The sequence below is a fragment of the Streptomyces xanthii genome, assembly GCF_014621695.1.
In the GTDB taxonomy this organism is placed as follows: Bacteria; Actinomycetota; Actinomycetes; order Streptomycetales; family Streptomycetaceae; genus Streptomyces; species Streptomyces xanthii.
The window spans coordinates 2324379-2337275 of record NZ_CP061281.1 but is presented as its reverse complement, the minus strand read 5'-3'; the positions used below and the strand labels follow the sequence as shown (position 1 = coordinate 2337275).

At 71.6% G+C, this 12897-nt stretch carries 11 protein-coding genes and 2 riboswitches; of the genes, 5 read left to right on the top strand and 6 right to left on the bottom strand.

Annotation, left to right across the window (positions count from 1 at the left end; genetic code table 11):
- Complete coding sequence (locus IAG42_RS10530) at nt 1-2727, top strand: M4 family metallopeptidase (protein ID WP_188336759.1); 2727 nt, start codon at nt 1-3, stop codon at nt 2725-2727.
- 185 nt (nt 2728-2912) lie between these two features.
- On the top strand, nt 2913-3575 hold the full coding sequence (locus tag IAG42_RS10525) for an NADPH-dependent F420 reductase (RefSeq protein WP_188336758.1): 663 nt from the start codon (nt 2913-2915) through the stop codon (nt 3573-3575).
- Nucleotides 3576-3600: 25 nt separating this feature from the next.
- On the opposite strand, the gene IAG42_RS10520 is transcribed toward IAG42_RS10525, so the two are convergent.
- Complete coding sequence (locus IAG42_RS10520) at nt 3601-4152, bottom strand: glycoside hydrolase family 25 protein (protein WP_188336757.1); 552 nt, start codon at nt 4150-4152, stop codon at nt 3601-3603.
- A gap of 124 nt (nt 4153-4276) precedes the next feature.
- On the opposite strand from IAG42_RS10520, the gene IAG42_RS10515 reads away from it, so the two are divergent.
- Nucleotides 4277-4621 (top strand): DoxX family protein, encoded by a 345-nt coding sequence (locus tag IAG42_RS10515; RefSeq protein WP_188336756.1) that lies wholly within the window; start codon nt 4277-4279, stop codon nt 4619-4621.
- A gap of 18 nt (nt 4622-4639) precedes the next feature.
- Here the strand turns inward: IAG42_RS10515 and IAG42_RS10510 are convergent, their stop codons facing one another.
- Entirely contained in the window at nt 4640-5623 is a 984-nt protein-coding gene (locus IAG42_RS10510; protein WP_188336755.1) for a helix-turn-helix domain-containing protein, read from the bottom strand.
- Between the two features lie 198 nt (nt 5624-5821).
- On the opposite strand from IAG42_RS10510, the gene IAG42_RS10505 reads away from it, so the two are divergent.
- Nucleotides 5822-7174 (top strand): aminopeptidase P family protein, encoded by a 1353-nt coding sequence (locus IAG42_RS10505; protein WP_223206378.1) that lies wholly within the window; start codon nt 5822-5824, stop codon nt 7172-7174.
- A 101-nt stretch (nt 7175-7275) separates the two neighbouring features.
- Here IAG42_RS10505 and IAG42_RS10500 read toward each other — a convergent pair whose 3' ends face one another.
- From IAG42_RS10500 to gcvT, 4 genes are all read right to left on the bottom strand, one after another.
- On the bottom strand, nt 7276-8646 hold the full coding sequence (locus IAG42_RS10500) for an L-serine ammonia-lyase (RefSeq protein ID WP_188336753.1): 1371 nt from the start codon (nt 8644-8646) through the stop codon (nt 7276-7278).
- 179 nt (nt 8647-8825) lie between these two features.
- Entirely contained in the window at nt 8826-10082 is a 1257-nt protein-coding gene (gene glyA, locus IAG42_RS10495; protein WP_223205934.1) for a serine hydroxymethyltransferase, read from the bottom strand.
- Nucleotides 10083-10088: 6 nt separating this feature from the next.
- Nucleotides 10089-10466 carry a glycine cleavage system protein GcvH gene (gcvH, locus tag IAG42_RS10490; RefSeq protein WP_188336752.1) on the bottom strand — a complete coding sequence of 126 codons (378 nt, stop codon included), beginning with the start codon at nt 10464-10466 and terminating at the stop codon, nt 10089-10091.
- 76 nt (nt 10467-10542) lie between these two features.
- Entirely contained in the window at nt 10543-11658 is a 1116-nt protein-coding gene (gcvT, locus tag IAG42_RS10485; protein ID WP_188336751.1) for a glycine cleavage system aminomethyltransferase GcvT, read from the bottom strand.
- A gap of 50 nt (nt 11659-11708) precedes the next feature.
- Nucleotides 11709-11810: riboswitch (glycine riboswitch) on the bottom strand.
- Nucleotides 11811-11902, bottom strand: a riboswitch (glycine riboswitch).
- Nucleotides 11903-12027: 125 nt separating this feature from the next.
- Between gcvT and IAG42_RS10480 the strand changes: the two genes are divergently transcribed.
- Nucleotides 12028-12681, top strand: a complete 654-nt coding sequence (locus IAG42_RS10480; protein ID WP_384630108.1) for an AAA family ATPase — start codon at nt 12028-12030, stop codon at nt 12679-12681.
- Nucleotides 12682-12897 lie beyond the last annotated feature (216 nt).

Sequence of the window (12897 nt, the reverse complement as noted above, 5' to 3'; positions counted from 1 at the left end):
ATGACGAAGCGGTTCAAGAGACCGATACGTCAGGTGGTGGCCGCCGGCGTCGTGGCCGCCGCGACCGGAACCGCACTGCTGGCCGGCCCCGCCTGGGCCGCCGACACCCCGCCGGCCCCGGAACCGGGCACGCAGTCACCGGCCCCCGTGGCCCCGGCCCTGACCCAGGGCCTCGACAAGGCGCCCCGCGCCGGCACCCCCGCCCAGGCCGCCCGCGCCCACCTCGCCGACCACCAGGACACGTACAAGGTCCCCGTGTCCGACCTGAAGACCGCCCGCACCACCAAGGACGGCGCGCAGACCTCCGTCCGCTTCCGTCAACTGCACGACGGCATCCCGGTGTTCGGCGCCGAGTACGCCGTGCAGACCGAGACGGCCGGCGACGAGCAGCGGGTCACCTCCGCCACGGGCACCCTGTACACCGCGCTCACGGTCTCCACCACGCCGAAGGTCGACGAGACGACGGCGAGGAAGCGTCTGTTCTCCCTCGACTCCCGGCTGCGCGGCGTCGAGGGCGCCACGACCTCCGCCCACGGCCTGACCGTGCTCCCCGACGCCCGGGGAGGCCGCCTCGCCTGGCACTTCACCGTCACCGGCGCCCACCGGGACGGCAGCCCCGTCCGCCAGGAGGCCTACGTCGACGCCCGCGTCGGCGGCATCGCCCTCTCGTACAACAACATCGACTCCGCCGACGCCGCGCCCGCGCAGGCCACCGGCGTCCGCGTCGACGGCACCGACGTGCGGCTCGAGGCGGACAAGGCGGCCGACGGCTCGTACACGCTGGTCGACTCGACCCGCGCCATGTACCCGGTCACCGGCGGCCAGATCCGCACCTACGACGCCCGGCGCAAGAGCTACCTCGACGTCGCCGGCGGCCCCGTCCCCGACGACGTCCCGCTCGTGACGTCCGCGACCGACCGCTTCGACGGAGCCGACACCTCCTCCGGCGCCGTCGACGCGCACGTCAACGCCGCCAAGGTCTACGAGTTCTACAAGAACGAGATCGGCCGCGACGGCATCGACGGCAAGGGCGGCAGCGTCCACTCCGTCGTCAACGTCGCCAGCAACGGCAAGGACTACGCCAACGCCTTCTGGGACGGCTCGAAGATGGTCTACGGCCACATGGACGGCGTACCGCTGTCCGTCGGCCTCGACGTCGTCGGCCACGAGATGACCCACGGCGTCACCGAGCACAGCGCCGGCCTCGTCTACCTCAACCAGTCGGGCGCCCTCAACGAGGCGATCTCCGACTACTTCGGCAACGCCATGGAGACCGCCGACAAGGGCGTCGCCATGGACGACCCGAAGTCCGGTCTCATCGGCGAGTACCTCTGCAACGGCACCAAGCCGCTCGAGGAGTGCGCCCTGCGCGACCTGAACGACGGCCGCAGCGCCCAGAAGGACTTCGAGCCGATCCCGCTCGACATCGACAACGGCGGCGTCCACTACAACTCCACCATCGTCGGCGGCGCCCTGTGGGACCTGCGCAAGGCCATCGACCCGAAGGTCGCCGACCGGATCGTCTACCGCGCCGCCCAGAACTACCTCACCCCGCTGTCCGGTTTCACCGACATGCGCGGCGCCGTCACCCTCGCCGCGAAGTCCCTCAAGGTGACCGACGCCCAACTGGCCGCCGTCACCGAGGCCTTCGACGCTCACGGCATCGAGCAGGGCTGGGAGCAGCAGGGCGCCAACCGCGCCGACGGCACCACCATCGGCGCCGACGTGCTGCCCGCCTACGAGGTCTACGGCGGCATCGACGAGCAGGCAGCGCAGATCAGCGGCGACGTCTACGCGATCGGGCACGGCGACGCCGTCGCCTGGGACCGGGGCGGCGCCGCGTTCGGCATCACCGTCGGCCGCTTCAGCAAGCAGGACGGCGAGTCCGACCACGAACTCGCCCAGGACGACGCCTACTTGATCGATCCCTCCCTCGACAAGGACCGCGTCGTCCTCACCCGGATCACCGCCGACGGCATCGGCGTCTACGGCGCGGGCGACAAGGGCCAGGGCGAGCTCAGGAAGATCGTCGACACGCCGGACGCCGACGAGACCGAGCCGGTGACCGAGAACGGCGCCCTCGCCTACATCTCCACCACCGCCGACGGCGAGCAGGACGTCATGCTCCGCAAGGCCGACGGCACCACGGTGAACGTGACCCCGCAGGCCGGCGACACCTACGCCGCCCGCCTCGCCATGAAGAACGGCACGATCGCCTGGACCGGCGGCGACGGCACCTGGCTGTTCACCTACGACATCGCCACCGGTACGACGCAGAGCAAGCGCATGTCCGGCTTCCTCTTCGGCCAGATCACCGACGTCCAGCTCACCTCGGACCGGGTGTTCTTCCGCAACAGCCAGGCGTTCCTGCTCAGCAGCCAGAGCGTGGAGACCGCGCCGGTCGCCGACCTGACGCAGATGAAGAAGCTGCGCGCCCCGTCCTCGCTCTACCTCGGCCAGTTCTCCGTCACCGACGACTGGTTCGCGTACTCCTCGACCGACTTCTGGGGCGGCCTCGGTTCCTGGAGCGGCGCCTGGAAGGCGAAGGTGGCCCCGACCGCCGACGTCGTCGACGGCACCGCCGCCTACCAGCGCGTTTCCTGCTCCTCCGGTACCCAGCTCGCCCCGTCCCTGGGCTCCGGTCAGCGCGTCGCCTGGCTCGACACCAGCGCCGCGGCGACCGACGTGGTGACCCGCGGGACCTTCGCCGACACCTGCGAGCAGTAGCTCAACGCGCCACCCGCGCGGCCCGGTTCACCGCGGACAGCACCGCCCGTACGGAGGCGGTCGGCGCCGAGGTGTCCCGGGCCGCGCGCGTGGGAAAACTCCGCCGCCCCCGGAATAGCCCGCCCGCGGACGAGGTTGCCATCTATGTATATGCACATGCATAAATTTCCGGAGGCAGGATCACCATGAAGATCGGCATCATCGGCGCGGGCAACATCGGCGGCAACCTCACCCGGCGCTTCACCGCCGCCGGACACGACGTGCACGTCGCCAACTCACGCGGCCCGCACACCCTGGGCGCCCTCGCCGAGGAGACCGGCGCGACCGCCGCGACCATCGAGGACGCGGTGCGCGACGCGCGGGTCGTGGTCGTCACCATCCCGCTCAAGGCCGTCCCCGCGCTGCCCGACGGCCTGCTCGACAGCGCGGCGGACGACGTCACCGTCATCGACACCGGCAACTACTACCCGCAGCAGCGCGACGGGAAGATCACCGGCATCGAGGACGAGGGCCTCACCGAGAGCCGCTGGACCGAGCGCCAGCTCGGCCACGACGTGGTCAAGGTGTTCAACGGGACGTACGCCCAGGACCTCATCGACAAGGCCCGCCCGGCCGGCGACCCGCAGCGCGTCGCCCTGCCGATCGCCGGCGACGACGAGGCCGCCAAGCGGGTCGTCACCGGGCTCCTCGACGAGATCGGCTTCGACGCCGTGGACGCCGGCGGTCAGGACGAGTCCTGGCGCCAGCAGCCCGGCACCCCCGTCTACGGCCTCGCCGCCGACGCCGCCGCCGTCCGCAAGGCACTCGACGCGGCGTCCCCCGAGCGCACCGCGGAGTGGCGCGCCTGAGCCCCGATCCGTTCCCGGAGTCTCGTCAGGGCGTGGCCCACTCGCGCAGCGCGGACTTGCTCGCGAAGTCGGCCACGTCCTTGTCGAGCGGCGAGTCCGTGTACTGGTGGAAGCGCCACTTCGCCTGGATCCGCGGCTTCCCGGCGGTCACGTAGTCGGCGATCCAGAGCGCGTCGCCCGCATAGGACGTCGTGTCCACGTTCAGCCAGTAGTTGCGGTTCGTGTAGAGGATCACGCGGTGGTGCGGGCGCAGCCGCTTCACCTCGCGGATGAAGCGGTCCTTCTCCGCGTTCGTCGCGTGCGTGCCGTCGCCGGTCGTCTCCCAGTCCACGGCCAGGATGTCGCCGGACCGCTCCGGCGCCTTGCTCACGAAGTACTCGGCCTGCGCCGCCAGGTTCCCCGGCCACAGGAAGTGGTAGAAGCCGACGACACAGCCGCCGTCACGGGCGAGCTTCGTCTGGGCGGTCAGCCGCGGATTGACGTACGACCGCCCCTCCGTCGCCTTGATGAAGACGAACGACAGGCCGTCGGTGTCGAACGTGGACTGGTGCGAGCTGACATCGATTCCGCGCAGCATGCGTGGCCTCCGGTCGGTGGGGCGACGAGGTCGGACCTACATCGTTCCCGAACGGAGCACGGTTGATGTCACGTTCCGGGGCGCCCGTCCGTCCGTGTGGTGAAGCTTCGAACGGGAGATCACCATGTACGCGTTCTACGCCGCCGTCACCGTCCTCGGCGCCGCCCTCTTCGGCTCCGCCGCCGTCGCCAACCTCTCCGGCCACGACTATCCCCGGCAGCAGGCCGACAAGCTGGGGGTGCCGCGGTCCTGGATCCCGCTGCTCGGCAGCGCGCTGGGGGCCGGGGCGCTCGGACTGCTCGCCGGGTTCGTGGTGCCGGGGCTCGGGGTCGCCGCCGCCACCGGACTCGTCCTCTACTTCGTGGGGGCGCTGGCCACGCACATCGTGGCGGGGGACCGGGCGCTCGGCTTCTGGGCGTTCTGCTTCGCGCTCGCCGTCGCCGCGCTCGTGCTGCGGATCACGGTCTGAGCCGCCCGGAGTCAGGCCTCAGAGCCAGCCCTGACGCTGGGCCTGCAGCGCCAGTTGGAAGCGGTTCGCGGCACCCAGGCGCGCCATCAGGACCTGGAGGCGGCGGAACAGCGTGCGGCGGCTGATGCCCAGCTCGCGGGCCACGACCTCGTCGCTCGCCCCGCCCGCGAGCAGCCACAGCAGGCGCCGGTCCGCGGGCGGCAGACCACCGGGCCGGGCCGTGCTGCCGTGGAACGGCAACGCCTGCTGCCACGCCTGCTCGAACAGCGCCACCAGCGCGGACAGCAGCCCGCACGGCTGCACGACCAGCATCGTGTTCAGCACATCGGCCTCCTGGATCGACAGCGACACCAGGGCGTACGCGTCGTCGATGATCAGGAGCTTGACCGGCACCGACGGCAGCACCCGGGCCAGCTCGCCCGCGTTGATGCACGGCTCGATGGTCCGCTTGAAGTGATCGGCGTGCTCCAGGGACTCGCGGGAGTAGACGACCCGCTGCGTCACCCCGCGCGCCAGCGTGGCCAGCGCGTCCTCCGTGGCCGAGGGGATGGGCGAGTACGGGGGCGACTCGAACTGCCGGATCTGGTGCCGGGCCGACGCCCAGGCCAGCCGCATCCGGGGTCCGATCGCGTCGCCGGTCACGAGTTCGACGAGCTGATCGTTGTAGGCGGCGAGCCGACGCCGCCGGAAGGAGTCGAAGGCGCCCGTGACCAGCGTGCGGGACTTCTCGACCTCGGCCGCCCGGTGCCGGGCCAGCACCTCTAGCCCCGCCGTCGGCGACACCGGGGCCACCACCTCGCCGTCCGCCCCGGCCGCACTCGCCAGACCGGCGTCGACCAGCTCCTCGTACGCCTCCGCCAGACCCGGCCCGTCCAGCGCGGCCGCCGCCGCGACCTCCTCCAGCGGGGCGGGGGCCAGGTCGAGCAGGGCGAGATAGACCCGGGCCGCCGCCGGACCGACGCCCAGGAGCCGCAGGGCCTCACCGAGCTGCGCGTTCGTCATGGCCGCATTATGGACCGCCCCGGCGGGCCGGATGGCCGATCCGTGCCAGTGGCGTCACCGGGCGCCACGGGCCTGGGCCCGGAGTTACCTTCGCCGGGCCGCCGGCACTCCGGCGGCACGTCGACTCCCCGAAGGGCGGACACAGTGGGCCGGAAGAACGGCTTGTACACAGGGATCTCCGCGGAGCTGTCCGCGTCCATGCGCACCGGCTGGGCGGACACCGAGCGGCGCGACCTCACCGCGGACCCGCAGGCCCCGTACGCGGCGGTGCGCCGGTCCGAGCTCTCGGCGCGCTTCCCGCACGAGCGGCTCGTGATCCCCTCCGGGAACCTGAAGGTCCGCTCGAACGACGACACCTACCCGTTCCGGCCCCACTCCGCCTACGTCCACATGACCGGCGACCAGGCCCGCGACGGCGCCCTCGTCCTCGAACCCCGCGCGGACGGCGGCCACGACGCCTACTGCTACCAGCTGCCCCGCGACAGCCGCACCGACGACGAGTTCTGGTCCGGCTACCACGCCGAACTGTGGACGGGCCGCCGCGCCTCCCTCGCCGAGGCGGAGCGCGTCCTCGGGCTGCCCTGCCGCGACGTGCGCACCGCCGCCGCCGACCTCGCCGCCGGCAACGGCGTGCCGACCCGCATCGTGCGCGGCGTCGACGCCGCCCTCGAGGCCGCCGTCGTCACCGATGCGGAGCGCGACGCCGAACTCGAAGAGGCTCTCTCCGAGCTGCGCGCCGTCAAGGACGCCTGGGAGATCGGCGAGATGCGGGCCGTCGTCGACGCCACCGTCCGCGGCTTCACCGACGTCGTCTCCGAGCTGTCCCGCGCGATCGCGACGTCCGAGCGCTGGATCGAGGGCACGTTCTTCCGCCGCGCCCGCCTGGAAGGCAACGCCCTCGGCTACAGCACCGTCGCCGCCGCCGGCGACCACGCCACGATCATGCACTGGTCCGACAACGACGGTCCCGTGCGCCCCGGCGACCTGCTGCTCCTCGACGCCGGCGTCGAGGGCCGCACCCTCTACACCGCCGACGTCACCCGCACCCTCCCGATCAGCGGCACCTTCGACGCCATCCAGCGCACGGTCTACGACGCCGTGTACGCGGCGCAGGAGGCGGGCTTCGCGGCCGTCAAGCCGGGCGCCGCCTACCGCGACTTCCACGAGGCGGCCCAGCGCCACCTCGCCGAGCGGCTCGTCGACTGGGGCTTCATCGAGGGCCCGGCCGACCGCGCCTACGAGCTCGGGCTCCAGCGCCGCTTCACGATGGCCGGAACCGGCCACATGCTGGGCCTGGACGTCCACGACTGCGCCCAGGCCCGCACCGAGACCTACGTCGACGGCGTCCTCGAACCCGGCATGGTCCTCACCGTCGAACCGGGCCTCTACTTCCAGCCCGACGACCTGACCGTCCCCGAGGAGTGGCGCGGCATCGGCGTCCGCATCGAGGACGACCTCCTCGTCACCGCCGACGGCCACGAGAACCTGTCCGCCGACCTGCCGCGCTCGGCGGACGAGGTCGAGGAGTGGATGGCCCGCTTCGCCGGCTGAACCGGCAACGGAGACGGAGCAGGGCCCTGACCGGCGCGTCCGAGAACGCGCTGGTCAGGGCCCTTTCGGTACGACCGCGTACGGCTCCGTGTGCTACCGCGTCAGCATTCGATGATGTTGACGGCGAGGCCGCCGCGGGCGGTCTCCTTGTACTTGACGCTCATGTCGGCGCCGGTCTCCTTCATGGTCTTGATGACCTTGTCGAGGGAGACCTTGTGGCTGCCGTCGCCGCGCATCGCCATCTTCGCGGCGGTGACGGCCTTGACGGCGGCCATGCCGTTGCGCTCGATGCAGGGGATCTGGACGAGACCGCCGACCGGGTCGCAGGTCAGGCCCAGGTTGTGCTCCATGCCGATCTCGGCCGCGTTCTCCACCTGCTCCGGCGACCCGCCCAGGACCTCGGCGAGCGCGCCGGCGGCCATGGAGCAGGCGGAGCCGACCTCGCCCTGGCAGCCGACCTCGGCGCCGGAGATCGAGGCGTTCTCCTTGAACAGCATGCCGATCGCACCCGCGGCGAGCAGGAACCGGACCACGCCGTCCTCGTCCGCGCCGGGCACGAAGTTCATGTAGTAGTGCAGGACGGCCGGGATGATGCCGGCGGCGCCGTTGGTGGGGGCGGTGACGACGCGGCCGCCGGCGGCGTTCTCCTCGTTCACGGCCATCGCGTAGAGGGTGATCCACTCCATGGCGTGGGCGAGGGGCTCGCCCTCGGCGCGCAGCTTGCGGGCCGAGCCCGCCGCCCGCCGGCGGACCTTCAGGCCGCCCGGGAGGATGCCCTCGTGGGCCATGCCGCGCGAGACGCAGGCCTGCATGACACGCCAGATGTCGAGCAGCCCGGAGCGGATCTCGTCCTCGGTGCGCCAGGCCTTCTCGTTCTCCAGCATCAGGGCCGGAATGGACAGGCCGGTCTCCTGGGTCAGGCGCAGGAGTTCGTCGCCGGTGCGGAAGGGGTACTTCAGCGCGGTGTCGTCCGGCACGATCGGGTTCGCGCCCTCGACCGCGTCCTCGTCGATGACGAAGCCGCCGCCGACCGAGTAGTACGTCTTCGACAGCAGCTCGGTGCCGTCGGCGTCGCGGGCCCACAGGGTCATGCCGTTGGCGTGGTAGGGCAGGGCCTTGCGGCGGTGCAGGATCAGGTCGTCGTCGAAGGAGAAAGCGATCTCGTGGGCACCGAGCAGGTTGATCCGCCCGGATTCCTTGATCGTCTCGACGCGTTCGTCGGCGTGCTCGACGTCGACGGTGCGGGGGGACTCGCCCTCCAGGCCGAGCAGGACGGCCTTGGGGGTGCCGTGGCCGTGACCGGTCGCGCCCAGGGACCCGTACAGCTCGGCGCGCACGGATGCGGTGTGGGCCAGCAGGCCCTCGTTCTTCAGACGCCGGGCGAACATACGGGCAGCGCGCATCGGGCCGACCGTGTGGGAGCTGGACGGGCCGATACCGACCGAGAACAGGTCGAAGACCGAGATGGCCACGGTGGAACTCCAATGGTGGGTGGTAGACGCCGTTGTCTGCCGGGGTGGTGCAGAGAAAGCGTGCGCAGGGGGACAGCGGTCGGGGCACCGAGCACGCTGGTGTCTGTCTTCAGTGTCCAGTGTGCGCGGTGCCCCGAACGGACGTACCTACAGAAGGGTACGAAATTCCGGCGCGATCTTTACAGGCCGGGGTACAGCGGGTGCTTGTCGGCGAGCGCGGTGACGCGGGCCTTGAGCGCGGTGGCGTCGTAGGACGGCTTGAGGGCCTCGGCGATCACGTCGGCGACCTCACGGAAGTCGTCGGCGTCGAAACCGCGCGTGGCCAGCGCCGGCGTACCGATGCGCAGACCCGAGGTGACCATCGGCGGGCGCGGGTCGTTCGGAACGGCGTTCCGGTTGACCGTGATGCCGACCTCGTGGAGGCGGTCCTCGGCCTGCTGCCCGTCCAGGTCGGACTCGCGCAGGTCGACGAGGACCAGGTGGACGTCGGTGCCGCCGGAGAGCACGTTCACGCCGTGCTTGCGGGCGTCCTCGGAGGTCAGACGCTCCGCGAGGATGCGGGCACCCTCGATCGTGCGCTGCTGACGCTCCTTGAAGTCCTCGCTCGCGGCGACCTTGAAGGAGACCGCCTTGGCCGCGATCACGTGCTCCAGGGGGCCGCCCTGGAAGCCCGGGAAGACGGACGAGTTGAGCTTCTTCGCGAAGTCCTTCTTGGCGAGGATGATGCCGCCGCGGGGACCGCCGAGGGTCTTGTGCGTCGTGGAGGTGACGACGTCGGCGTAGGGGACCGGGTTGGGGTGCAGCCCGGCCGCGACGAGACCGGCGAAGTGGGCCATGTCGACCCACAGGAACGCCTCGACCTCGTCGGCGATGCGGCGGAACTCGGCGAAGTCCAGCTGACGCGGGTACGCCGACCAGCCCGCGATGATCACCTTCGGGCGGTGCTCCTTGGCCAGGCGCTCGACCTCGGCCATGTCGACCAGACCGGCGTCGTCGACGTGGTAGGCGACCACGTCGAACTGCTTGCCGGAGAAGTTCAGGCGCATGCCGTGGGTGAGGTGACCGCCGTGCGCGAGGTCCAGACCCAGGATCGTGTCACCGGGCTTGGCCAGCGCGAACAGGGCCGCCTGGTTCGCCGAGGCACCCGAGTGCGGCTGCACGTTGGCGTACTCGGCGCCGAACAGGTCCTTGACCCGGTCGATCGCGATCTGCTCGGTGACATCCACGTGCTCGCAGCCGCCGTAGTAGCGGCGGCCGGGGTAGCCCTCGGCGTACTTGTTCGTGAGGACCGAGCCCTGGGCCTCCATGACGGCGACCGGAGCGAAGTTCTCCGACGCGATCATCTCCAGGGTCGACTGCTGACGCTTCAGCTCGGCGTCGACAGCGGCGGCGACGTCCGGGTCGAGCTCGTGCAGGGACTGGTTCAGTACGGACATCAGGGGTCAGCTCCCGGAGAACTCGGTGTACTCGTCGGCGGTGAGCAGGTCGGACGGCTCCTCGGAGACGCGGACCTTGAACAGCCAGCCGCCCTCGAAGGGGGCCGAGTTCACCAGGGCCGGGTCGTCGACGACGTCCTGGTTGGCCGCGACGACCTCACCGGTGACGGGGGAGTACAGGTCGGAGACCGACTTGGTGGACTCCAGCTCGCCGCAGCTCTCGCCCGCGGTGACGGTGTCGCCGACCTCGGGGAGCTGGGCGAACACGATGTCACCGAGCGCGTTGGCCGCGTGCTCCGTGATACCGACCGTGGCGACGCCGTCCTCGACGGCCGACAGCCACTCGTGCTCCTTGCTGTAACGCAGCTGCTGGGGGTTGCTCATGGTGCGAATTCTCCTGTACGCGGGAAGGTGCTGGTGACAGAGGGGCGCGTAGGACGCCCGAGGGGATCGGGCGGGACTACTTCTGACGCTTGTAGAACGGGAGCGCGACGACCTCGTACGGCTCGTGCGTGCCGCGGATGTCCACGCCGACACCGGCCGTGCCGGGCTCGGCGTGCGCCGCGTCGACGTAGGCGATGGCGATCGGCTTGCCCAGGGTGGGCGACGGGGCGCCGGAGGTGACCTCGCCGACGACCTGGCCGTCGGCGACCACGGCCATGCCGGCGCGCGGCACCCGGCGGCCCTCGGCGATCAGGCCGACGAGCTTGCGCGGCGGGTTCGCCTCGGCCTTCGCGGCGGCGTCCTTCAGCGCGTCATGGCCGATGAAGTCGTCGCCGTGCGAGGTCTTCTCGAACTTCACGACGCGGCCCAGACCGGCGTCGAACGGGGTGAGGTCCGTGGTCAGCTCGTGCCCGTACAGCGGCATGCCCGCCTCCAGGCGCAGCGTGTCGCGGCAGGACAGGCCGCAGGGGACCAGGCCGTACTCGGCGCCCGCCTCGGTCAGCGCCTGCCACAGCTTCTCGGCGTCGGCCGGGGCGACGAACAGCTCGAAGCCGTCCTCGCCCGTGTAGCCGGTGCGCGCGATGAGGGCCTCGACGCCGGCGACCGTGCCCGGCAGACCCGCGTAGTACTTGAGCCCGTCCAGGTCGGCGTCCGTGACGGACTTCACGATGGCGGGGGAGTTCGGACCCTGCACGGCGATCAGCGCGTACGCGTCGCGGTCGTCGCGGACCTCGGCGTCGAAGCCGGCGGCGCGCTCGGTGAGGGCGTCGAGCACGATCTGGGCGTTGCCCGCGTTGGCGACGACCATGTACTCGGTCTCGCCGAGGCGGTAGACGATCAGGTCGTCGAGGATGCCGCCGTCCTCGCGACAGATCATCGTGTAGCGGGCGCGGCCGACGCCGACGGAGCCGATGTTGCCGACGAGCGCGCGGTTGAGCAGGTCGACCGCCTGCGGGCCCGTGACCGTGATCTCGCCCATGTGGGAGAGGTCGAACAGGCCGGCCGCGGTGCGCACCGCGTTGTGCTCGTCACGCTCGCTGGCGTACCGCAGCGGCATGTCCCAGCCGGCGAAGTCGGTCATCGTGGCGCCCAGCGAACGGTGCAGGGCGTCGAGGGCGGTGGTACGGGTCATGGCGGGTGCTCCCGGGCGTGACGGCGATGGCAAGAGGTCTCCGAAGGAGGTCCTCCCCATCTGTCATCGGAACCTGAGAGGTTCGCCCCGAGGGGCTTGCACCTTGGGTGGGACCGCCGTACGTCAGAAGGCGGCCCGCTTTTCAGATCTGCCTCGCCCGCGCGGTACGGGGCCTGAGAGATTCAAGGGAGGAACTTGCTCCTTCGGCGTCCGGGGTGACCCGGAACTCTCCCGCGCGGATTCAAGCGGCCGGTATGCAGTTTGCGCGCACATCATTGCATGCCCGTCGAACGGGGAAACCCCTTGTGGGGCATTACCGTCTCTTTACACTTGGCGGGCAAGAGTGGCGTGACCGGAGCGGGGAGGACGATCACGGTGCACAAGGCAGTCGCGGCGGCGTACGCGACGACAGGGGCCGCGGCGGCGCAGCGGGTGCGGATACCGCGGCAGCGCTCGGTGCGGGATCTGCGGGGGCGGGAGGGCCGGACCCCGCGCCGGATCGCGTTCGCGGCGGGGGATCTCGTCGTGCTCTCGGGGCTGCCCGGCAGCGGAAAGTCCACGCTGATGCGGCGGGCCGTCACCGTGATCGGCATCGACTCCCAGGACACCCGTGAGCGCTGGGCCGCCCGGGTGCCGCGCTGGGTGCCGTACGCCGTGTACCGGCCGCTGGTGCGGATCGCGCACTACGCGGGGCTGCGGCGGGCCATGCGGTCCGGGGCCAGTGTCGTCGTGCACGACTGCGGGACGCAGGCGTGGGTGCGCAGGTGGGTGACGCGGACGGCACGCCGGCGCGGGGTCTCCGTTCATCTGCTGCTGCTCGACGTGCCGGAGGGGACGGCGCTCGCCGGTCAGCGGGACCGGGGGCGCGGCGTGTCCCGGTACGCCTTCGCCCGGCACCGGCGGGCCGTCGGGTCGCTCGTGGCCGAGGTCGAGCGCGGGGTCCTCCCGGCGGGGGTCGCGTCGGCGGTCCTCCTGGACCGGGCCGCGACGGATGTGCTCGGCGGGATCGCGTTCCGGGGGTGACCTTGCCGTCTCGCGGGCGTCCGTGGCTCCGGTGGGGGCTGGTCGCGCCCCGCGGCGGAGCCGCTGATGGACACAGCCCCGCGCCCCTGAAGGCGAACGGCTTCGCCGTCCAGCCTTCATCGGGGAAATGCGGCGCGCAGCGCCTGCATTTCAGGGGCGCGGGGAACTGCGCGACCAGCCCCCACCGGGCCGGCACGGGATATCGTCTGCGCGGCG

Coding starts and splice junctions, on each gene's coding strand:
- gcvT (WP_188336751.1), bottom strand. CDS start 11,658: ATGACCCGTACCACCGCCCTCGACGCCCTGCACCGTTCGCTGGGCGCC.
- IAG42_RS10505 (WP_223206378.1), top strand. CDS start 5,822: ATGCGCACCGGCTGGGCGGACACCGAGCGGCGCGACCTCACCGCGGAC.
- IAG42_RS10525 (WP_188336758.1), top strand. CDS start 2,913: ATGAAGATCGGCATCATCGGCGCGGGCAACATCGGCGGCAACCTCACC.
- IAG42_RS10515 (WP_188336756.1), top strand. CDS start 4,277: ATGTACGCGTTCTACGCCGCCGTCACCGTCCTCGGCGCCGCCCTCTTC.
- gcvH (WP_188336752.1), bottom strand. CDS start 10,466: ATGAGCAACCCCCAGCAGCTGCGTTACAGCAAGGAGCACGAGTGGCTG.
- IAG42_RS10530 (WP_188336759.1), top strand. CDS start 1: ATGACGAAGCGGTTCAAGAGACCGATACGTCAGGTGGTGGCCGCCGGC.
- glyA (WP_223205934.1), bottom strand. CDS start 10,082: ATGTCCGTACTGAACCAGTCCCTGCACGAGCTCGACCCGGACGTCGCC.
- IAG42_RS10520 (WP_188336757.1), bottom strand. CDS start 4,152: ATGCTGCGCGGAATCGATGTCAGCTCGCACCAGTCCACGTTCGACACC.
- IAG42_RS10510 (WP_188336755.1), bottom strand. CDS start 5,623: ATGACGAACGCGCAGCTCGGTGAGGCCCTGCGGCTCCTGGGCGTCGGT.